Origin of the sequence: Streptomyces eurythermus, assembly GCF_014649115.1 — a bacterium.
Taxonomy (GTDB): domain Bacteria; phylum Actinomycetota; class Actinomycetes; order Streptomycetales; family Streptomycetaceae; genus Streptomyces; species Streptomyces eurythermus.
In genome coordinates, this window is sequence record NZ_BMSK01000008.1 from 253,837 (window position 1) to 273,587 (window position 19,751).

Here is a 19,751-nt window from a genome sequence, read left to right on the forward strand (position 1 = left end):
CCGCAGGCGGCGGAGCCCGCGAGGACGGCACCGACGACGGCGGTGGCGGTGAGGGTCTTGCGTATGGCGCTGATGATGGTCTCCTTGTAGACGCGACCACGGTGTGATCGATGAGAAGACTCACAGCCCGCGCACAAGGTTGCATTCGATTTTTTATCCCTGCTTGGTGAACCGGTCGGACCGCCCGAGGAACCGGAAGACGTTCCCTTCCGCCTGATACAGGAAGTACCCCTCGCCCTGCGGTGCGTCGATGCTGCCGGCGGTGAAGCGGAGGGGTTTGGCGAGTCCCTGGTAGGTGAGGTCCGACAGTCGCTCGGCGACCGCCCCGGCGGTGACGCCGGCCCGGCCGCCCAGCGACTCCAGGGCCCGGGCGACCAGACCCACCGCGTCGTACGCCTCCGGGGCCCAGCGGCCGGGCGCGGTGCCGTAGGCCGCGCGGTGGGCGGTCCGGAAGGCGCCGGACACGCTGCCGGGATCGGTGAACGGGGCGCCGAACACCCACCCTTGTGCCGCCGCGCCGCCCGCCCGGAGGAAGTCCGGTCGCATGATGTGCCAGGTGCCGAGGCGCGGCCCGGTGAAGCCGGCCTCCGCGAGGGCACGGGCGCAGCGCGCGGCGCGGTCCGCCGATGTCCCGGTGAAGACGACGGCCTGGGCCCGGTCGGCGAGCGCGGCGCGGACGGCGGGGGAGAAGTCGTCGCTCTCGGCCGGCACGGGGTACACGCGGGTCGTGCCCTCGTTCGGCGGACGCTGGGTGAGCGAGTCGGCCAGGTCGGAGCCCACGCGGCCCGCCGCCCTGTCGTCGATCACGGCGGTACGGCCGACCGGCCGTACGGAGGTCAGGTACGCGGCCAGCGGAACCGCCAGGAACCGCTCCGGGGCGCGGGTGACGCGCAGGGTCCGCAGGGTGTCGTCCTCGTCCAGCCGGGCATCGTCCAGGGACACCAGGACCATGGCGGTGCGCGCGGTCTGATAGCGCGGCGCGGCGGCCCGTGCCGCGGTCGGGGTGTCCGGTCCGAGGACCGCGCGCACGGCGGCCTTGGTGAAGCGCTCGGCGGCCTGCCGGGCCCGGTTGGCGTCGCCCCGGTCGTCGAAGGTGTCGAGGGCCAGCCGGAAGGCGATGCCCGCGCGCGCGTTGTGGTGCGCCACGGCGAGCCGCGCGCCGCGCTCCCGGGCCACGCCGTCCATCTTGTCCGCACCGCTCAGGTCGGCCTGGAAGCCCAGGGTGTACACGGGCAGTTCGGCACCGGACCTCTGGCCGAGCGTCAGATACGCGGCGGTCCCGCCGCCGAGCGCCAGCACCGAGGCCGCCGCGCCCCCCGCCGCCAGCACCCGCCGCCGGCCCGGCGCGCGCTGCCCGGCCGGGGCCGTCGGCGCCGGGCCGGTGACCGCCTCCTCGGGTGCCGCCCGGCGAGGGGCGGGTATGTCCAGTGCGCGGGCGGAGCGTTCGGCGACCAGGCGCAGCACGGCGGGCGGCAGCCAGGCCTCGGTCCCGCCGCCGGCGGGACCGGCGTCCCGCGCCAGCCGCGTCCGGGGGTCCTGGAGCGCCGCCCGGACCCGCGCGGCGGTCGGACGGCGCGCGGGGTCCTTGGCGAGGCAGCTCTCGATCAGCGGGCGCAGTCCGGCGGGCACGTCCGTGAGGTCCGGGTCCTCGTGCACCGTGCGGAACAGCACCGCCGCCGCGTGTCCGGTGCCGAACGGACGCCGGGCCGAGGCCGCGTACGCCAGCACGCACCCGAGGGAGAACACGTCGCTCGGCGGGCCGACCCCCTCGGCGCGGGCGCGGGCCTGTTCCGGTGACAGGAAGCCCGGGGTGCCCACGACGGCGTCGGGCGCGGTCAGCGCGGTGGCCCCGGCGGCGAGGGCGATGCCGAAGTCGATGAGGCGGGGACCGTCGAGGCCCAGCAGCACGTTGCCCGGCTTCACATCGCGGTGCACCAGACCCGCCGCGTGCACGGCGGTCAGCGCCTCGGCCAGCCGGGAGCCCAGCGCACGCACCGCGGCCACGGGCAGCGGTCCATGCCCGTCGACCGCTTCCGCCAGGGCCGGGCCCGGCACGAACTCCGTGGCCAGCCAGGGCGAACGGGTCTCCGGGTCGGCGGCCACGACCGGCACCAGCCACCGCCCCGACAGCCCTCGTACGGCCGTCACCTCGCGCCGGAACCGGGCCCGGAAGGCGGGATCCGCCGCGTGCTCGGCGCGGATCACCTTCAGCGCGACCAGCGCCCCGCCCCCGCTGCGGGCGAGATAGACGACGCCCATGCCGCCGGCGCCGAGCCGGGCCAGCAGCCGGTGCCCGCCGATGTCCTCCGGGTCGTCCGCGGCGAGCGGGCGCATCACAACGCCGCCTCGCCCGCGTAGGCGTACCGGCCGCCCCTCACCTCGTAGCGGAACAGGCCGTATCCCTTGAGCTGCCGGCTGTCGTCGAACGCATAGGTGCGCACCAGCCCCTTGTACGTGCCCTTCGCCAGCAGGCCGTACAGCCTGGTCCGGGAGGCCCGGCCGCCCGCCCCGGCGAGCCGGGCGACGACCATGCGGGCCACGTCGTAGGCCTCCGCCGCCCAGTACGGGGGAGCGGAGCCGTAGCGCCCGCGGTAGGCGTCGGCGAAGCCGCGCACCCGCGCGGCCGACGGGTCGATGTACGGCGCGAAGACCTGCCAGCCCTCGGCGGCCGGACCCGCGGCGGTCAGGAACTCCTGGCCGGCGGCCGGGTAGCCGAGGGCGCGCACGCCGGTGAAGCGCCGCTCGGCGAGCGCGCGGGCGACGGCCGCCGCACGCGCCGGGGTGCCCGTGTAGAGGAATGCGTCCGGCTCGTGCGCGAGCATCTCCGCGACCACCGGGGCGAGATCCCCGGCGAGCCGGGGCACGACCCGTGGTTCGGCCGGGATCCTGAGGGTGCCGAGGGCCTGGAACGCGGTGTGGCCGATCTCCCAGGACGGGATGCCGCCGTCGCGGTCGATCAGGAGGCCCGCCCGCCGGGCGCCGGCCTTGGCGAGGTGAACGGCGATCAGCGCGGGCGACACCATGTACCCGGGCACGGCCTGGAGGAAGCGGCGCGGCTGCGACACGCCGTACACCGCCTGCGCGGAGGACGCCGTCAGCTGGGGAACGAGCCGGGCGTCGTAGGCGTCCAGGCTCGCGCCGGTGGTCCGGTCACCGGTCGAGCCTATGACGGCGAGCAGGTCGGGGTCGGCGGCCAGGGACCGGGCGGCCCGTACCGCGCGCGTCTCGTCGCCGCCGTCGTCGGCGACCGTGAGGGTGAGCGTGAACGGCTTGTCCTTCCGCGCGTTGAACTGCTCGACGGCCAGCCGTACACCGCGTTCCTGCGCCTGTCCGACGGCTTTCTGCGGCCCCGTCAGATCGGCCTGGACGCCCAGCAGCACGCGGCGCGCGGCGGGGGCGGGCGCGTCGTCGCGGCGGCTCGCCCAGAAGGCGGCGCCGCCGCCCGCCGCGAGCAGGGCCGCGCCGCCGAGGAGCAGGAAGCGGCGGCGGCCGCCGGGGCGCGACGACGAGGCCGCGTCCCCGGGAACCTCCGCCGGCGGCTCGTCCGTCCCCGCGTCGAGGGCCGTCGCCTCGATGTCCGGCAGGGCGAGCAGCGCGGCGGACCGGTCCGCCACGAGCCGTACGACGTCGTCGGGCAGCCAGTCGGCGGCGCCGGAGGGCGTGTCCCCGCCGAGCGCCTCGTCCACCTCGCGGGCGGTGGGCCGGGCGGCCGGGTCCTTGGCGAGACAGCGCTCCAGCGGCTCGCGCAGACCGTCGGGGAGACCTTCCAGGTCGGGCTCGTCGTGGACGGTGCGGTACAGCAGGGCGTCCACGGCCCCGGTGCCGAAGGGCGGGCGCCCGGTGGCGGCGTAGGAGAGGAGGCAGCCGAGGGCGAAGACATCACTGGCGGGGGTGGCGGGGCGGGCCCGTGCCTGTTCCGGTGCCAGGAAGCCGGGGGTTCCGACGACCATGCCGTCCGAGGTGAGGGCCGTCTCCTCGGCGGCGCGGGCGATACCGAAGTCGATCAGGCGGGGGCCGTCCAGGGCGAGGAGGACGTTGCCGGGCTTGACGTCGCGGTGCACCAGTCCCGCGTCGTGCACGGCGCTCAGCGCCCGGGCCAGCATCCGGCCGAGCACGCGCACCGCGGCCGGCGGCAGCGGCCCGCGGGCGGCGACCGCCTCGGCGAGCGAGGGGCCCGGTACGAAGGCGGTGGCCAGCCAGGGCGCGGGCGCGTCCGGGTCGGCGCCGGTCACCGGCACGGCGCAGGGGCTGTCCACCCGGCGGGCCGCGGCGACCTCGCGGCGGAACCGGGCGCGGAACTCGGGCTGGTCGGCGTACTCCGGCAGGATCACCTTGACGGCGGCCAGCTCCCCGGACGGCGCCCGGCCGAGGTAGACGACCCCCATGCCGCCGGCGCCGAGCCGCGCGAGCAGCCGGTGACCACCGATGCGGGAGGGGTCGGAGGGCCTGAGCTTCTCGGTCATCGGCGACCGCCTTCGGGGGCGGCTGGTCCGGGTTCTTCGGAGGCGGTGGTCCCGGTTGCCGCCCGGCCGGTTGCCCCGGTCGCCCTGGCTGCCGTCGGTCGCGCGATCCCGGCGGCCTCGGGGGCGGTGGACCCGGTCGCCTCCGGGCCGGTGGGTCCGGTCGTCCTCGGGGTGTCGGTCCCTGTCGCCGGAGGCGGGACCGACCCGGCCGGCGTTCGGCGTTCGATCGCGCCGCGGAGGCTGCCGCGCATCGTGGCGTACGGCTCGCGCAGCAGGTCCAGCAGGCCGCGCCGGGTCCAGCCCTTGGCGCCCCGGGCGGAGACCGCGAGGGTGAACTGGCCGACGCGGGTCTGCTCCCAGACGTACGGGTGCGGGCCGCCGACATCGTCGCCGGTGTAGGTGCCGGACTCGGCCAGGACGTCGTCGGCGAAACCGTTGCCCGAGTCGCCGAGGGCGTTCGGCACGTCGGTCAGGTCCCGGAGCACCTCACCGGGGCGCAGCAGTTGGGAGGGACAGCGCATCATCTCCTCCAGCACCTCGGCGTTCTCCCAGTCGGCCTGCTCGGCCGAGCGGTGCACCGTGACCACGGCACTCAGACGCAGCGGCCCCCTGCCGCCGCGCGCCGGAATCTCGTAGTGGCGGGTCAGAGTGGCGAGCACGTCGTCCGGGAGCGGGCGCTGCTCCCAGACGCAGGAATCCCCGAGCACCGCCCACCGCCGCGGGTCGCTCTCGTACGGCTCATGGCGGACGGTGCCGGGCCCGAACGCGGAGGGCCCCGGCATGATGCCGCGGACCAGGGCGGCGGCCTGGTCCCGGGTCCGGGGCAGTCTGGCCGGGTCGGCGTCGACCACGGCGGTCGGCGACGGGCCGGTGCCGGCGCCCCCGCCGCTCCTCGTCCCGGCCGGCGGCCGGCCGGGACCGTCCCCGCCGGAGGTACAGCCGGCCAGCAGTAAGCCGCACATCGCGACGGCGCAGCCGAGGCGCGCCGCCGACCCTCCCAGCTCCACGAAGTCCCCCCGCGGGTCGCCCGGCCGTCATGCGTCGGACCTCATGCTAGGCGGCAACAGGCAGGGAGCGGGCGGCAGTTGACGATCACGTGGCCCAGTTGTGCCACGGCTGTCACACGGTCCGGACCGTGTGACAGCCCGTGCTCAGTGACGGTGCCCGGAGTGCTCCCCGGACTCCGGAGCGGGCGTCGCCGGGGTGTCCGGCCGCTCGGCGGGCCGGCCGGCCCGCACGGTGAACGCGGCGGTGTGGACCCGGCCGGCGTGCTTGAAGTCCAGGAACAGCCGGTAGGTGCCGGTGCTGGGCGCCGTCGTGGTGAACGAGATGTCCGGTCCCGGCCGCGTCCTGCCGTCCCCGGGCTCGCCGTTCGGGTGCACGTGCAGATAGCCGAGGTCTCCGGAGCGCAGCGCCACCAGGTGGCCGTAGGCGCCGAGGTAGGGCTGGAGGTCACGTACCGGCTTGCCGCCGCGGGTCACGCCGAGCGTCAGTTCGCTGTCCCGGCCGGGGGAGAGCCGGCCGCGGAGGCTGACCTGGTACCCGTCGACCTCGGCCGTGGCGGCGGGGGCGGGGAGGGGCGTGGGCGCGTAGGCACCGGAGGCGGTGAGGTCGGCGCCGAGGGTCAGTCCCTCGCCGCCGTCCGGGGTGAAGTCGGCGAAGACCCGGTAGACCCCGGCCCTGGGCAGCGTCAGGGGCGCGGACCAGGTGCCGTCGGCGGCGCGCGTCGGGTGCAGGTGCTGATAGTGGGTCAGGTCCCGGGAGGCGATGATCAGGTGCAGTTCCTTGGTGTGCTCCTCCTGGTAGGCGGTGAGCGGGCGCCCGGTGGCGTCCCGTACGACCGCGAACCGCAGGTCGGTCTTCCGGCCGGCCGTGACGGCCGGGGTCCGCAGGTCGAGGGTGTAGCCCCGCTCCGAGGTCTGCAGTCCGCCGGGGGCCGCCGCCGGGCCGGGACCCGCGGCGGTCTTCCCGCCCGGTGTGGCGCCCGTGTGGCCGTCGTGTGCCGCGCCCTCGGTCCGGAGAGAGATCTCGCCGACGCCGCCGCCGACGCCGTAGGCGATGCCGAACGCGGCGGCGAGCGCGGCGGCGTAGGCGGTGATCCGCAGCCCGGTGTTCATGGTGACTCCTCGTCTGTTCGCTGCCCACAGGCGGCCCGATGACCTTCAACATACCCCAGGGGGGTACAGAGTCAAGTCGGGGAACGTCTTGCCTCTCGATACGGGCCGGGGGTATGCGTTGGGTCGTGTCACCGCCAGTGCGCGACGAGAGGACCCTCAGGATGACCACCAGGCTGAACACCTCCGGACGGCGAGCGCCGGAGGGCGGCGGACCGGCCGTATGGACCGTGCTCCGCAAGGGGGCCGGGCACCCCGTGACCCGCATGGCGGCGATCGCCCTCCTCCAGGCCCTGGCCGCCCATCTCGGTCAAGCGGACCCCGGCCGGCTCTGCGGCTGCCGGGGGGCCGGCGGGCGCGCCGCGATGTGACAGGGGGTCACTTCACCACTACCCTGCGCATGTGATCGGAACGTGGGGCGGCGACGGGAGCGCGGGGCGCTTGCGCCGCGCCGCCCTGCTGATCGGGCTGGTCCTGGTGATCGCCGCCCATCTCACCGGTTCGGTGCACGCCTGCTCCTTCGCCGGTTCCGGCCCGAGTGCCGTGGCGGCGGGGGAGCTTGCGCACCCGGCGGACACCGCCGACGGCACGGATCCGACCGGCCCGCCCCGGCACCGGCACACGGCGGACGGTCATCTGGACCACACGGCGGACCGGCCGCGCGCGGCCCTGGACGACACCGGGCGCGACGGCGGGCAGCCCCCGCCGGCACTGCCCGCCGTGCCGCGCGGGCGGGCGACGCACCCCGGCCGGCGCAGGCCCCCCGGTGTCCCGATCGACCGCGCCAACGGCCCCTCGCTAGCGGTCGTCCGAGTGCTGCGGCAATAGGGCGGCCCCCGCACCCCCGGACCCGTCAGGCGGGCCGGGGAGTGCCCGCGCGCCATGCCCCCCACTCTGCACAGCGCCCGCCGTACCGAGGCCGGGCGCGAAGGAGCCGTACCCTCATGCCCCTCTCCCCGCTCGCGCCGCTCCGCACGCGCACACCCCGCCCGCCGGCCGCCCGGCACCCCGCCCAACTCGTCGGCGACACCCCGGTCCTGTGGATCGGCGAACCCTTCGCCCCGCCCGGCCGGGGCTTCCACGCCAAGCTGGAAGGAGCCAACCCCGGCGGCCTCAAGGACCGGCCGGCCCTGCACATGCTCCGCGAGGCCCGGCGCCGTGGCGACCTCGCGCCGGGCGCGCCGGTCGTCGAGTCCTCCAGCGGCACCCTCGGCCTCGGCCTCGCCCTGGCCGGGCTGACCTACGGCCACCCCGTCACCGTCGTCACCGACCCCGGCCTCGAACCCCCCGTCGCCCGCCTGCTCACCGCGCTCGGCGCACGGGTCGTCCGGGTCACCGCGCCGCACCCCGAGGGCGGCTGGCAGGAGGCCCGCCGCGCGCGGGTCGCCGAACTGCTGGCCCGCACCCCGGGCGGGTACTGCCCGGACCAGTACCGCAACCCCGACAACCCCGCCGCCTACCGGCCCCTCGCGGCCGAACTGATCGCCCAACTCGGCCGCGTCGACGTGCTGGTGGCGGCGGTCGGCACGGGCGGACACTCCGCCGGGATCTTCGCCGCGCTGCGCGAGAGCTGCCCCGGGCTGACGCTCGTCGGCGTGGACGCCGTCGGCTCGGCGATCTTCGGCCAGCCGGCCGGGCCACGGCTGATGCGCGGGCTCGGCTCCAGCATCCACCCGGACAACGTCGACTACGCGGCCTTCTCGGAGGTCCACTGGGTGGGCCCGGCCGAAGCCGTCCGGGCCTGCCGGAGCCTCGCCCGCCGGTACGGCGTCTCCGGCGGCTGGAGCGTCGGGGCGGTGGCGCTGGTGGCGGGCTGGGCGGCCCGGAACCACCCCGCCGGGACCCGGATCGCCGCCGTCTTCCCCGACGGCCCGCACCGCTACCTTCACACCGTCTACGACGACGACTGGTGCCGGGAGCACGGGCTCCTCGGGCCGGCCCCGCCGACGGAACCCGACGAGATCGCCGAGCCCGACGCGCGGGTGGTGACGCGCTGGACCAGGTGCGCCCGGGTCCGCGATCCGCTCGCCCGCGCCCTGGCGAAGGCCGGTGCCCCGGCGAAGGCCGATGCCGCGGTGAAGGCCGATGTCCCGGCGAAGGCTGGTGCCCGGTGAGGGGGCCGTGGGCCCGGACGGCCGGCTTCGGGCGGCCGGCCCGGCTGCTGATGGTGAACCAGTTCGGCATCAACCTCGGCTTCTACATGCTGATGCCCTACCTGGCCGACCACCTGGCCCACGGTCTCGGCCTGGCGGCCTGGGCCGTCGGGCTGGTGCTGGGCGTGCGCAACGTCTCCCAGCAGGGCATGTTCCTCCTCGGTGGCACCCTGGCCGACCGCTACGGCTGCAAGCCGCCGATCCTCGCCGGATGCGCCCTGCGCGCGGCCGCGTTCGCCCTGCTGGCGGTGGCGGAATCGCTGCCCGTCCTGGTGGCGGCCTCGGCGCTGACCGGCCTGGCGGGCGCGCTGTTCAACCCGGCGGTGCGCGCCTATCTCGCGGCCGACGCCGGCGAGGAACGGAGAGTCGCGGCGTTCGCCGCCTTCAACGTCTTCTACCAGGCGGGCATCCTGATCGGCCCGCTCGCCGGACTGGCCCTGCTGGCCTGGGACTTCGGCGCCGTGTGCACGGTCGCGGCGGTCGTCTTCGGCGCCCTGGCCGTACTCCAGGCCCGGGCCCTGCCGGCCCGGCCCCCGGCCGGCCGGAGCGCCGGACCCGCCTGGCGGGCGGTCGCCGCCGACTGGCGCACCGTGGCCGGCAACCGGGCCTTCCTGCTGTTCGCCGCCGCCATGAGCGGCTCCTACGTGCTGGCCTTCCAGGTGTATCTCGCCCTGCCGTTGCACGCCCGGGACCTGTTCGGCGCCCGGACCGGCGTGGTGACGGGCGCGGTGTTCGCCGTCTCGGCGCTGGCCGCGCTGGCCGGGCAGGCGAAGCTGACCGCGTGGGCGCAGCGCGCCCTGTCCGGTCCGCGAGCCGTCGTCCACGGCCTGACGGTCATGGGCGCCGCCTTCCTGCCCCTGCTGCCCCGCACGCATGCCCCCGTGGCCGGGGTGGCCGCCCTGACGGGGTGCGCGGTGCTGCTGGCCTGGGGCGGCGCCCTGCTCTACCCGTTCGAGATGGACACCGTGGTCCGGCTCTCCGGTGACCGGCTCGTCGCCACCTACTACGGCGCCTACAACACCGCCTCCGGCATCGCGGTCGCGCTCGGCAACCTGGCCGTCGGGGCGCTGTTCGACACCGGGCTGCGCTGGCTGCCGTGGGTGGTGCTGGCCGCGACCGGCTTCGGCTGCGCCGCCCTGGTCGCGCGGCTGCACCGGGCCGGACACCTGGCCGCGCCGCCCGTTCCGGCGGCCGGACGACTTGCCGCTGGATAGGGGTAGGGGGTATACCTGTGCTTCGTCAGCGCATGCCAATACCCCAACCCTCTAGGGGTATTTGACGCGCTCCATTCATCACCACCCTCAGGAGGAAGTCCATGTCGTCCTGCTGCAGCCCCGACGGCAGCTGCCACTCCGGCTCGGCCACCACCCAGATCACCACCGACGCCACCACCACCGTCTACGCCGTGACGGGGATGACCTGCGGCCACTGCGAGGCCGCGGTCACCAAGGCCGTCAGCGGGGTCGACGGCGTGCTGTCGGTCGAGGTGGACGTGAAGACGGGCCGGGTCACCGTGGTCGCCAAGGACAACCCCGACGACGCCCTGATCGCCCGGGCCGTCGACGACGCCGGCTACGCGCTGTCCGGCCGCGCCGCCTGAGGCCGGTCCCCGGGACGCTCCCCGTCGCGGTGCGGGGAGCGATCCGGCCGGGCTCGCCCACCCCCGTCGGCGGGCCCGGCCGGATCATGTTCACCCCGCTCAGGGGGACACCGCGTGCACGCGCGCGTGGGCGGACAGCCGGGCCTGGGCGCCGGCGTCCAGGGGCAGTTCGATCCGGCGGTCGATACGGTCCTCCTCCCAGTGCCGGGTGTCGATCAGCCACCAGCGGTCGACATCGACCCGGTACAGGCGGTGCGGCGCGGCCCCCCGCAGCCGCTCCGGCGCCAGCTGCCACCGGGCACGCTCCCCGGCGTCGGGGAACACCGTCTCGTAGAAGGGTGCGTGGTACGCCTCCAGCTGCTCCGGGCCGATCTCCGCGCAGCGGCCGGTGAACTGGGCGCCGTCGACGGACGCGACGGCCACCCCGGCGGCCCCCTCGGGCACGAACAGCGAACCGCTCACCCGGGGGTCGGCGCGGATGTCCCCGCTGTGCCGGGCGCCGGTGGACGAACCGAAGACGAAGCGCAACGGACCGGCGAACCAGACGTATTCCAGGGTGGCCACCCAGGGGGCTCCGTCCCGCGCGGTGGCCAGGTTCAGATAGCGGGCCCGGTTCAGCAGGTGTGCCGTCCGCTCGAGCAGGCTCTCGTCGATCGCCATGCGGGACCTCCCGTTCTCGTTCTCTCGGTGTCGTGGCGCGTGCTCACTTGTGCCGCAGGAAGACCGGCAGGGACGAGACGTCGTTGCCGATGAAGGTCTGCCCGGGCGGCACGTCCTCCGGGTCGACGGCCAGGGCCAGCCGCGGGAACCGGTCGAACAGGGCGGGCAGCGCGATACGGGCCTCCAGCCGGGCGAGGTGCGAACCCGGGCAGAAGTGCGCGCCGAGACCGAAGGCGATGTGGTCCTTGTCCTCCCGGTCGATGTCGAAGGTCTCCGGGTCGCGGTGCACCCCCGGGTCCCGGCCGTGGGCGCCGTAGCAGATCAGGATGGCGTCCCCGGCGCGTATCACCACGCCCTCGCCGAGATCGATGTCCTCCTTGGCCCAGCGCATCGGCAGGTGCATCACCGGGCAGTGCAGGCGCAGCGACTCCTCGACGGCGTCGGCCCAGCGCTCCGGGTGTGCCCGGAGGATGCTCAACTGGTCGGGGTGGGCCAGGAGTTCGCGGATGGTGTGGTCCAGGAGGTTGATGGTCGTCTGGCTGCCGCCGCCGATCATCAGCAGCAGCGTCGACACCAGTTCGTGCTCGTTCAGCGACTCCTCGCCCTCCTCGCGCGCGGCGAGCAGGAAGCTGGTGAGGTCGTCCGCCGGGGCGGTCCGCTTGGTGGTGATCAGTAGGTGCATCGCGGCCACCAGGTCGTTGTACAGCGCGACCGACTCCTCCTCGGACAGGCCGGTCCGGGCGACCTCCCGGAACACCCGCAGCACCTCGGGCCGCTGGTCGTCCGGGATGCCGAAGAGGTCGCAGATCACCTGGGTCGGCACGCTGTAGGAGAACTCCTCGTGCAGGTCCACCGGTTCGTCGCCGGGCCGGGTGGCCAGCTGGTCCAGCAGCATGGTGACGTCCGCCTCGATGTGCGAGCGCAGCCGCTCCACCCGGCGCGGGGTGAAGGCCGGGGTGATCAGCTTGCGCAGCCGCGCGTGCTCCCGCCCGTCCGCCGTGGCCATCGAGTCCAGGTCGACCCACGGCGACAGCCACGGCACGGATCCGGGCTGATAAGCCGGCACGGTCTTCTTCAGGTCGCGGGACACACCGGGGTGGGTCAGGAGCATCCGTACGACGTCCCCCCGGGACACCGACCAGGCCGCCACCCCCTCCGGCAGCCGCACGGGGACGGCGGGCCCCAGCGACCGCAGGCGTTCGACCTGCGCGTACATGCACCGGCCGCCCTTGTTGTCGAGCGTCTCGGTGGGGGTTGCGCTGAAGGGAATCACTGACACTGCGTGCCTCCTGACGAGGGGGCCGGACGCGGCGGCCGGCGCGGGTGTCGGACCGCTCCGGCCGCCTCGTCCGGCGGTGTTCACTGGAAATCGCTGTAGGTACGGGTCTGTTGGTGCCGTTCCGTCGTTCCGGTCGGTTCGTCCGGGCGCCGCCGGTCAGTCGGAGTCGGCGGCGGGGACCGACGGGGCGGGGCTCGCCTCGGCGGGCCCGGCGTCGGGCACCGCCGAGCCGGTCGGCGGTACGTGGCGCAGCGAGAGCGCCGCGGCGACGGCACCCGCCGCCGCGATCACCGCGGCCGTGCCGGCGGCGACGTTGAGCCCGCTGGTGAAGGCGTCCCGCGCCACGACCAGCAACTGGTCTCCGACCTGTCCGGGCAGTTCCCGGGCGGCGGCCACGGCGCCGTCGAGGTTCTCCCGGGCGGCGGAGGCCGCCGGGTCCGACAGGCCGGCGGGCAGCTTGTCGTCGACGCCGGCGCGGTAGACGGCGGTGCCGATGCTGCCGATGACGGCCACGCCCAGCGAGATGCCGAGGTCGTTGACGGTCGACGCCAGGCCGCCGGCCGCGCCCGCCTTCTCCGGCGGCACCGAGCCGACCACGAGGTCCGTGGTCAGCGCCATGGACGGGGAGACCGCCGGGTAGAGCACGATGAAGCCGACGATCACCCACGGCAGTGCGGTGGTGCTGTCGACGAGGGTGAACAGGATGTAGCCGACGACCTGCACGGCCAGCCCCGTGGCGATGACATACCCCGGCCGGACGCGCCGGGCGAGGACCGGGGAGCGCATCGCGACCACGATCAGGACGAGGGCCGCGGGGAGGATCGCGAACCCGGTCTTCAGCGGCGAGAGGGCCTTCACCAGCTGGAGGTACTGGGTGAACATCAGATACACGCCGCCCAGGCCCATGGCCGAGAGGATGAAGACGCCCAGCGCCCCGCTGACCGTCCGGTTCTTGAACAGCCGGACGTCCAGCAGCGGCTCGGCGGAGCGCAGTTGGCGGACCACGAACACCACACCGAAGAGCAGGCCCACCACCACGGCCAGGGCCGGCACCAGCGGTGAGTCGCTGGTGGCGAACGCCTTCACGCCGTAGATCAGCGGCAGCAGCGTCAGCAGCATGAGCAGCGCACTGAACAGGTCCAGCCGGCCCGCGCTCGGGCCCTGCCGGCCCGGCAGCAGCAGGGGCGCGCCGATCACCACGACCGCCATCACCGGTACGGCGACGAAGAACGTCGCCCGCCACGAGAACGCCTCCAGCAGCAGACCGCTGAGCAGCGGGCCGAGCGCGACACCGGCCGAGATGGCCGCCGCCCAGGTGCCGATGGCGACGCCCCGCTGCCTGGGGTCCTGGAACATCGTGAAGATCAGGCCGAGCGTGGTCGGCATCTGCATGGCCGCCGCCACGCCGAGCAGCGCACGCCAGACGATCATCAGCTCGGGCGAGTCCGTGAAGGCCGCCGCCGCCGAGACCAGCCCGAACAGCAGTGCCCCGGTGATCAGGAGGTTCCGGTGGCCGAAGCGGTCGGCCACCGTGCCCATCAGCACCAGCAGGCTGGCCATCAGGAAGCCGTAGATGTCCAGGATCCACAGTGTCTGCGTGCTGCTGGGCCGCAGATCCGCCGCGAGATAGGGGATGGCCAGGAACAGGATGGTCAGCATCATGAACAGCAGGAGCGCGGGAAGAACCAGCAGGCCCAACGCGGCCCACTGCCTGCCCCCTGCTCGTAACTGCGGACTTCCTGTCGAAGACATCAGCACTCCTCTCCTCGTCGAGACCTGCGGCAAGACCGTGCCGCGCCGTGGCACGGCCACCGGGCACACAGGAATACCCCTACCGGGTATTGCAGTGAAAATACGGGTGGGGGGTATGGGTGTCAAGCCGGGTGGAGAGCCTGCGGACGGGTGCGTTCAGCCCGTGCCGAGGCCGCGTGCCAGACAGCTCCAGAACGCGGCCTCCAGCCCGTGCACGGTCCACGCGCAGCGCACGGCGGCCACCGGGTCGTCCCCGCCGGCCAGGCCGTCCGCCAGGGTCGCCGTCGCCTGGTCCAGCAGGGCCTGCGGGGTGTCGGCGAAGTAGCGGAAGTGCTCCAGCGCGCCCTCCTCGAAGCCGTACCGCGCCACCAGGGCGTCGGCCACCCGGGCATAGGTCCCGGTGGACTCTGCCACGTTCGCCAGCAGCGCCAGCGCGGTGTCGCTCGCCGTGCCGAACAGCGCCGCACGCGCCAGATAGGCCGGATATGCCTGGGCGAGCGGCTGCGGTTCGTAGGCCCGCAGCTCCTGAGTCGTGAGGCCGAGCGCCGCGGCGAAGCCCCCGAGCAGGTCCAGGGCCTGGGCCTCGCCCTGGGCCATGGCCAGGAACAGGTCTCCGGCCGGTGCGCCGGGGAAGCGCGACGCGAGCAGCGCGAAGCTGCGGCGGTCGCTGCTCACCAGGTGGTACAGCTCCCCGGCGAGCCACTTGAGCCGTTCCCCGGGCATCCGGCCCTGTTCCAGAACCTCCAGGAAACGGTTGGGCTCGACGTCCTCGGCGATCCGCAGCCGCGCCGCCTCCAGGACGTCCGTCACGGTGTTCACGGGGTCCTCCTCGTGGTTTCGTCGGTCGACGGCCGGGTGGTCCTCGGCGTCGCCGCCGGCCGGATGACGCGCCGTAGATTCGGGCCCGTCGCCGGCCCGGGCCGCTGCTCGGCGATCCAGGGCCCGTCGACGGAGACGTCCACCACCCCCTCCTCCAGCCAGGCGTAGCGGCCCTCCAGGACCTGTCCCGTCACCGCGCGGTCAGCGGCGTCGGTGTTCTCCCCGAGCCGGGCCAGCGACTCGGCCACCCGCAGCCGCGCCTGACGGCAGAAGGCGTCGGCGAGTTCGGCCGGGGAGCCGTCGGCGCCGCCGAGCGCCCGGGCGTGGACACAGCTCGCGCTCATCGCGTACAGCTCGGCCCCGATGTCGACGATCCGCCCGAGGAACCGCTGCCGCCCGTCCAGACCCTCGCCCTCCGGCCCGGACTCGGCGGCGACCACCGCGAGTTCACCGGCGATCCGCCGGCTGGTCCGGGCGACGAACTCCAGGTGGCCGTCCAGGACAGCGTCGAGCCGGCCCGCCGAAGCGTCCGGTCCGGCCGGCATCCCGGCACCTGCGGCCCGCGTCGCGGCTGCTGGGTCTCCGGTTCGGGCGGTGTGCCCGGCTGGCGTGGTGCCACCGGTTCGCCCGGTGTCTTCGGCCCGCGCGGTGTCTCCGGTTCGGGCCGTGTACCCGACTCGGGCCATGTCTCCGGCCGGCGTGGTGTCTCCGGTACTGGGAGTGTCTTCGGCGCGGGCGGTGCCTCCGGCTCGAGAGGTGTCCTCGGCGCGTGCGGTGCCTCCGACTGCTGCCGTTTCTCCGGCGTGCGTGGTCTTCCCGGCTTGTGCCGTTCCCCGGCCAGGCGCCGTATCCCGCTCGCCGGCCGCGGCCCGGTGGGCCTCGATCAAGTCGTGGGCCAGGAAAGCCCTGAGGGCCTCGCTGGAGCCGTCGAAGATGCGGCCGACCCGGACGTCTCGCAGCAGCTGCTCGACCGGGAGGCCGCGTTCGCCCCGGGCGACGGCCGACTCGGCCGTCTCGTAGCCGCGGCCGCCCCGGAGCTGCACCAGTTCGTCCGCGATGACCCAGGCCTGTTCCGACGCGAACAGCTTGGCCAGTTCCGCGTCCAGCCGCGTGTCGGTGCCGCCGGCCGCCGCGCGCCGGGCGATGACCTCGACCAGCGCCTCCAGCGCGAAGGCGGTCGCGGCGATGAAGGACACCTTCCCGGCCACCGCGTCGTGCCGGGCGATGGGCCGCCCGAACTGCACCCGGGCCGCGCTCCACTGCCGGGCGATCCTCAGGCTCCACTTGGCCGCGGCTGCGCTCACCGCCGGGAGCGACAGCCGCCCGGTGTCCTGCGCGGCGAGGGCGATCGCGAGCCCCTCGCCCTCCGCCCCGATCCGGTTGCCCGCCGGGACGGCGACCCGGTGCAGCCGGATACAGCCGTTCTCCAGACCGCGCAGCCCGAGGAAGGAGTTGCGCCGCTCCACCGTCACCCCGGGCGCGTCCGCCTCCACGACGAACGCCGTCATCCCTCCCTCGCCGCGCTCCCCGGCGGGTACGACGGCCATGACCACGAGCAGGTCCGCGATCACCCCGTTGGTGGTCCATGTCTTCACCCCGTCGAGCACATAGCCGTCCATGGCCGGGTCGTACACGGCCGTGGTGTGCATGCGGAACGGGTCGTTGCCGATGTCGGCCTCGGTGAGGGCGAAGGCGGAGATCTCCCGCACGCACCGCGGCAGGAACGCGCGTTTCTGCTCGTCGGTCCCGAACAGCAGCAGCGGCTGGATCAGCCCGATCGCCTGGTGGGCCGCGAGCAGCTCGCTCAGCGCCGGATGCGTCGTACTGGTGAGCATCAGCGCGCGCAGGTAACAGTGGGTGGACAGGCCCAGCCCTCCGTACCGGCGCGGCAGCCGGATGGCGAGCGCGCCGATGTCCTTCAGCCCCTCGACCACCTCGTCCGGGACACGGTCCGCGCGCTCGATCGCGGCGCTGTCGACCTCCTTCTCGCAGAAGTCGCGCAGGCGGGCGAGGAAGCGCTCCTCCGCCGGTGCCGGCCGCCGGGCGTCACCCGCGGGCCCGGTGAGGAGATCCGTGTCCGGCCGGCCGAGGAACAGCCCCGTGGCGAACCCCGGCCGCCGTGCGCCGGCCGGGGTGCCCTGCTCCGGCGTCTCCCGCGCCGTCATGCCGCGGAGGCGGGGACGGCCTCGATGACCGACAGCGGCCCGGCCTGCCCCACCCCGACCGACCGCACGGTGAACCCGGTCTCCTCCAGCAGCGCCCGGAACTCCCCTTCGGTACGTTCCTGGCCGCCGGTCGTGACCATCATGTTGACGTCGGTGAAGTACGCGACGGGGGCGGAGGTGTCGGCGGTCTCGGGCAGCACCGTGCCGACGATCAGCAAGGTGGCGGAGGCGGGTATGCGGGCCCGGACCGTGCGCAGGATCGCGCGTGCCTCGTCGTCGCCCCAGTCCTGGAACACGCTCTTGATGATGTACAGGTCGCCGTCGTCCGGCACGGACTGGAAGAAGTCCCCGGAGCGGACCTCGCACCGGTCGGCGACTCCGGCCTTGCCCAGGGTGGCGGGCGCCTCGGCGACACCGCTCGGGCTGTCGAAGACGATGCCCCGCAGCCCCGGCCGGGCCTGGAGGATCGCGGTGAGCAGGGTGCCGTCGCCGCCGCCGAGGTCCACCACCGTGCCGGTCGCCGGGAAGTCGTAGCCCGCGGCGAGCTGCGCGGCCGAGAGCCGGGACTCCTCGCTCATCGCCTCGTTGAACAGGGTGCTGGTCTCGCCGTGCCGGGCCAGCCAGTCGTAGATGCCCGTCTCGTGGACGTGGTCGAAGGCGCGCTCACCGGTGGTGACGGTGTGGCGCAGGCTCTGCCAGGACGTGAAGAAGATGGGGTGGCAGAACATCTTGGCGAACTTGTGCAGCGAGTCCGGGGAGTCGGAGCGCAGCTGGGAGCCGATGTCGGTCAGCGCGAAGCGGCCCGGCTCGGGCTCCTCGGCGATGCCGACGGCGACCAGCATGCGCAGCAGCCGCCGCAGCGAGGGCTCGTGCGTGGCGGTCGCGTCGGCCAGCTCCCGGCTGGTGCGCGAACCGGTGCCGATCAGGTCCGCGAGGCCCAGTTCGGCGGCCACACCGATGCCGTGCGCCGTCATGTAGCCGCCGATCCGCTCGATCAGGGCGGCCCGGAGATCCAGTTTGCCGGTGGCGAGGACGTCCTGGGGAGTCGTGCTCATGGTCGTACTCCTTTTGTCGTGGGTGTCGCTCGGGGGAAGGCCGGCCGGTTTCCCGCATCGGTACGGGAGGCCGGCGCGTGTGTGCCGGACGGTCAGGGGCGCCCGCCGGTGAGGCGGTGCCGGACCCAGACGTTCGGTTCGACGTACACGGCGTGGTCGTGGACGGTGTTCACGGTGAGCGGGGTCAGCGCGCCGGGCAGCTCCACCGGGCCGTCGGTGTCCAGGGGAAGGCCCGTCCACTCCCGCCACTGGGCGAGGCTCCCCGAGATCGTCATCGACGCCGGGCACACCCGCAGCACCTCGCCGCCCGCCCGCACATGCACCCGCAGCCAGGGATCCTCGGGCAGCCCGTCGGGCCGGCGCAGCGCTACGTACTCGGCCAGCGGCAGCCACGGATGCCGGTGCTTGCCGCTGGGCCGCAGCGGCACCACCACGTCGTGGAACCCGGCGGCGCGGGCGTGGTCGAGCAGGGCGCGCAGCGTGTACCCGGACAGGTTCCGCGCGAGGCGGTCCGGGACGACGGCGACCTCCAGCGCGCACAGCGTGGTCAGGTCGCGGCCGGCGACGGTGTCGGACAGGCACTGGCGCAACGCCTCGTCCCAGCCGGTGTCGGGCAGTCCGTCCGGGTCGCCGTCCCAGGCGAAGGGCACGCTGGCCGCCCGGGCGACGACGTGGTCCTCCTCGTCGAGTACGACGAACTGGTGCCCGGCGTGGCGGCGCAGCGCCCAGTCCACGAGGAGCGGATCGGGGCGGATGTAGGCGGGCCACGACGACTCCATGGTGAGCATCGCCTCTTCCAGGTCGGGTCGCTCGGCGAGGCTGACCGCGCGCAGGCCGGTGCCGGTGGTGCTCATGGCGTCTCTCCCGTCGGTGGGTGCGGGCACGGTGGTCGGCGAGGTCCTCATCCGGCGAGCCGGCGGGCGGGCAGCCGCTCGGTGGGCAGCGGCCGGGCCGTGTGCCGGCCGGCGAGCAGGGCGAGATAGCGCGCCCGGGGGACGGGCCGCGCGCCCAGGAGCCGGACGTGGTCGCCGTCGCGCTGGACGTCGACGGCCAGCCCGCCGGCCGCGGCGAAGCGCCGGGTCAGGTCGGCGACCGCCGTCTTGCCCGCGCCACTGCGCCGGGTGAACTGGGAGTCGGCGCTGAACACGCGGCCGATCCGGACGCCGAAGGTGCCGCCGATCAGCTCGTTGCCCTCCCACACCTCGACGCTGTGCGCGTGGCCGAGTTCGTGCAGCACGCACAGGCCGCGCAGCAGGTCGTCGGTGAGCCACTGCTCGGTGCGTCCGGCGCGGCACTGGCGGACCACCCGCTCGAAGCACACGTCCGCCGTGGTGGTCCAGTCCGGCGCGCTGCGCAGCTGCCGGCGCAGGCTGCGCTGGAGGCGGGCCTGGCCGACGTGGATGACCGGACGCGGGTCGGGGGAGCACCAGGCGATGGAGAAGGGGTCGTCGCGGCCGGGCAGCACCTTCACCGCACCGGCCTCGACATCGGCCTCGTACATCAGCTCGTTGACGATCCGCTGCTCGGCCGTCGCCGCCGGGAACGGGTACAGGCCGCGCCGGTAGGCGGCGAGCAGGGACTGGGGGCCGAGGTCGCCCCCGAAGGCGACGGGCCCGTCCGCCGGGCCGCCGAGGACGTCCAGCGACTCCCATGAACCGCCGGCACGCGCCAGCGTACGGATGAACACGTCC

At 74.8% G+C, this 19,751-nt stretch carries 17 protein-coding genes; 5 read left to right on the plus strand and 12 right to left on the minus strand.

Features of this window, described 5'->3' with window-relative positions; all coding sequences use genetic code 11:
• Window positions 1-153: 153 nt before the first annotated feature.
• The 4 genes from IE251_RS17435 to IE251_RS17450 form a co-directional block, all read right to left on the minus strand.
• Entirely contained in the window at window positions 154-2,334 is a 2,181-nt protein-coding gene (locus IE251_RS17435) for a bifunctional serine/threonine-protein kinase/ABC transporter substrate-binding protein (protein WP_189753887.1), read from the minus strand.
• A complete protein-coding gene (locus IE251_RS17440; protein WP_189753888.1) occupies window positions 2,334-4,463 on the minus strand; it encodes a bifunctional serine/threonine-protein kinase/ABC transporter substrate-binding protein in 2,130 nt (709 codons plus the stop codon). Before IE251_RS17440 ends, IE251_RS17435 begins: the two co-directional genes overlap by 1 nt.
• Window positions 4,460-5,470 carry a hypothetical protein gene (locus IE251_RS17445; RefSeq protein ID WP_189753889.1) on the minus strand — a complete coding sequence of 337 codons (1,011 nt, stop codon included), beginning with the start codon at window positions 5,468-5,470 and terminating at the stop codon, window positions 4,460-4,462. Before IE251_RS17445 ends, IE251_RS17440 begins: the two co-directional genes overlap by 4 nt.
• A 144-nt stretch (window positions 5,471-5,614) precedes the next feature.
• Window positions 5,615-6,580, minus strand: coding sequence for a DUF8832 domain-containing protein (locus IE251_RS17450; RefSeq protein WP_189753890.1), 966 nt, complete (start codon window positions 6,578-6,580; stop codon window positions 5,615-5,617).
• Between the two features lie 161 nt (window positions 6,581-6,741).
• Here IE251_RS17450 and IE251_RS17455 point away from each other — a divergent pair, with 161 nt between their 5' ends.
• From IE251_RS17455 to IE251_RS17475, 5 genes are all read left to right on the plus strand, one after another.
• Window positions 6,742-6,948 carry a hypothetical protein gene (locus IE251_RS17455; RefSeq protein WP_189753891.1) on the plus strand — a complete coding sequence of 69 codons (207 nt, stop codon included), beginning with the start codon at window positions 6,742-6,744 and terminating at the stop codon, window positions 6,946-6,948.
• A gap of 31 nt (window positions 6,949-6,979) precedes the next feature.
• Entirely contained in the window at window positions 6,980-7,405 is a 426-nt protein-coding gene (locus IE251_RS17460; protein WP_189753892.1) for a hypothetical protein, read from the plus strand.
• Between the two features lie 116 nt (window positions 7,406-7,521).
• On the plus strand, window positions 7,522-8,691 hold the full coding sequence (locus IE251_RS17465; protein ID WP_189753893.1) for a PLP-dependent cysteine synthase family protein: 1,170 nt from the start codon (window positions 7,522-7,524) through the stop codon (window positions 8,689-8,691).
• Complete coding sequence (locus IE251_RS17470) at window positions 8,688-9,944, plus strand: MFS transporter (protein ID WP_373302014.1); 1,257 nt, start codon at window positions 8,688-8,690, stop codon at window positions 9,942-9,944. Before IE251_RS17465 ends, IE251_RS17470 begins: the two co-directional genes overlap by 4 nt.
• A 101-nt stretch (window positions 9,945-10,045) precedes the next feature.
• Window positions 10,046-10,330 carry a heavy-metal-associated domain-containing protein gene (locus tag IE251_RS17475; RefSeq protein WP_189753894.1) on the plus strand — a complete coding sequence of 95 codons (285 nt, stop codon included), beginning with the start codon at window positions 10,046-10,048 and terminating at the stop codon, window positions 10,328-10,330.
• 99 nt (window positions 10,331-10,429) lie between these two features.
• Here IE251_RS17475 and IE251_RS17480 read toward each other — a convergent pair whose 3' ends face one another.
• From IE251_RS17480 to IE251_RS17515, 8 genes are all read right to left on the minus strand, one after another.
• On the minus strand, window positions 10,430-10,990 hold the full coding sequence (locus IE251_RS17480) for a pyridoxamine 5'-phosphate oxidase family protein (RefSeq protein ID WP_189753895.1): 561 nt from the start codon (window positions 10,988-10,990) through the stop codon (window positions 10,430-10,432).
• 43 nt (window positions 10,991-11,033) lie between these two features.
• Window positions 11,034-12,269: a cytochrome P450 family protein gene (locus IE251_RS17485; protein WP_229896809.1), complete on the minus strand. Its 1,236-nt coding sequence runs from the start codon at window positions 12,267-12,269 to the stop codon at window positions 11,034-11,036.
• A 156-nt stretch (window positions 12,270-12,425) separates the two neighbouring features.
• Window positions 12,426-14,021 (minus strand): MFS transporter, encoded by a 1,596-nt coding sequence (locus IE251_RS17490; RefSeq protein ID WP_189753896.1) that lies wholly within the window; start codon window positions 14,019-14,021, stop codon window positions 12,426-12,428.
• A 156-nt stretch (window positions 14,022-14,177) separates the two neighbouring features.
• Window positions 14,178-14,840, minus strand: a complete 663-nt coding sequence (locus tag IE251_RS17495; RefSeq protein ID WP_189753897.1) for a thiaminase II/PqqC family protein — start codon at window positions 14,838-14,840, stop codon at window positions 14,178-14,180.
• Window positions 14,837-17,005: an acyl-CoA dehydrogenase family protein gene (locus IE251_RS17500; RefSeq protein WP_189753898.1), complete on the minus strand. Its 2,169-nt coding sequence runs from the start codon at window positions 17,003-17,005 to the stop codon at window positions 14,837-14,839. Before IE251_RS17500 ends, IE251_RS17495 begins: the two co-directional genes overlap by 4 nt.
• Entirely contained in the window at window positions 17,002-18,060 is a 1,059-nt protein-coding gene (locus tag IE251_RS17505) for a methyltransferase (protein WP_189753899.1), read from the minus strand. Before IE251_RS17505 ends, IE251_RS17500 begins: the two co-directional genes overlap by 4 nt.
• Window positions 18,061-18,152: 92 nt before the next feature.
• Complete coding sequence (locus tag IE251_RS17510) at window positions 18,153-18,914, minus strand: N-acetyltransferase (protein WP_189753900.1); 762 nt, start codon at window positions 18,912-18,914, stop codon at window positions 18,153-18,155.
• Between the two features lie 47 nt (window positions 18,915-18,961).
• Entirely contained in the window at window positions 18,962-19,747 is a 786-nt protein-coding gene (locus IE251_RS17515; RefSeq protein ID WP_229896810.1) for a leucyl/phenylalanyl-tRNA--protein transferase, read from the minus strand.
• Window positions 19,748-19,751: the final 4 nt, after the last annotated feature.

Excerpts from the sequence above, each read along its gene's own strand:
- IE251_RS17440 (WP_189753888.1), bottom strand. The coding sequence starts at position 4,463 with ATGACCGAGAAGCTCAGGCCCTCCGACCCCTCCCGCATCGGTGGTCAC.
- IE251_RS17455 (WP_189753891.1), top strand. The coding sequence starts at position 6,742 with ATGACCACCAGGCTGAACACCTCCGGACGGCGAGCGCCGGAGGGCGGC.
- IE251_RS17500 (WP_189753898.1), bottom strand. The coding sequence starts at position 17,005 with ATGACGGCGCGGGAGACGCCGGAGCAGGGCACCCCGGCCGGCGCACGG.
- IE251_RS17505 (WP_189753899.1), bottom strand. The coding sequence starts at position 18,060 with ATGAGCACGACTCCCCAGGACGTCCTCGCCACCGGCAAACTGGATCTC.
- IE251_RS17490 (WP_189753896.1), bottom strand. The coding sequence starts at position 14,021 with ATGTCTTCGACAGGAAGTCCGCAGTTACGAGCAGGGGGCAGGCAGTGG.
- IE251_RS17475 (WP_189753894.1), top strand. The coding sequence starts at position 10,046 with ATGTCGTCCTGCTGCAGCCCCGACGGCAGCTGCCACTCCGGCTCGGCC.
- IE251_RS17480 (WP_189753895.1), bottom strand. The coding sequence starts at position 10,990 with ATGGCGATCGACGAGAGCCTGCTCGAGCGGACGGCACACCTGCTGAAC.
- IE251_RS17450 (WP_189753890.1), bottom strand. The coding sequence starts at position 6,580 with ATGAACACCGGGCTGCGGATCACCGCCTACGCCGCCGCGCTCGCCGCC.
- IE251_RS17510 (WP_189753900.1), bottom strand. The coding sequence starts at position 18,914 with ATGAGCACCACCGGCACCGGCCTGCGCGCGGTCAGCCTCGCCGAGCGA.
- IE251_RS17435 (WP_189753887.1), bottom strand. The coding sequence starts at position 2,334 with ATGCGCCCGCTCGCCGCGGACGACCCGGAGGACATCGGCGGGCACCGG.
- IE251_RS17465 (WP_189753893.1), top strand. The coding sequence starts at position 7,522 with ATGCCCCTCTCCCCGCTCGCGCCGCTCCGCACGCGCACACCCCGCCCG.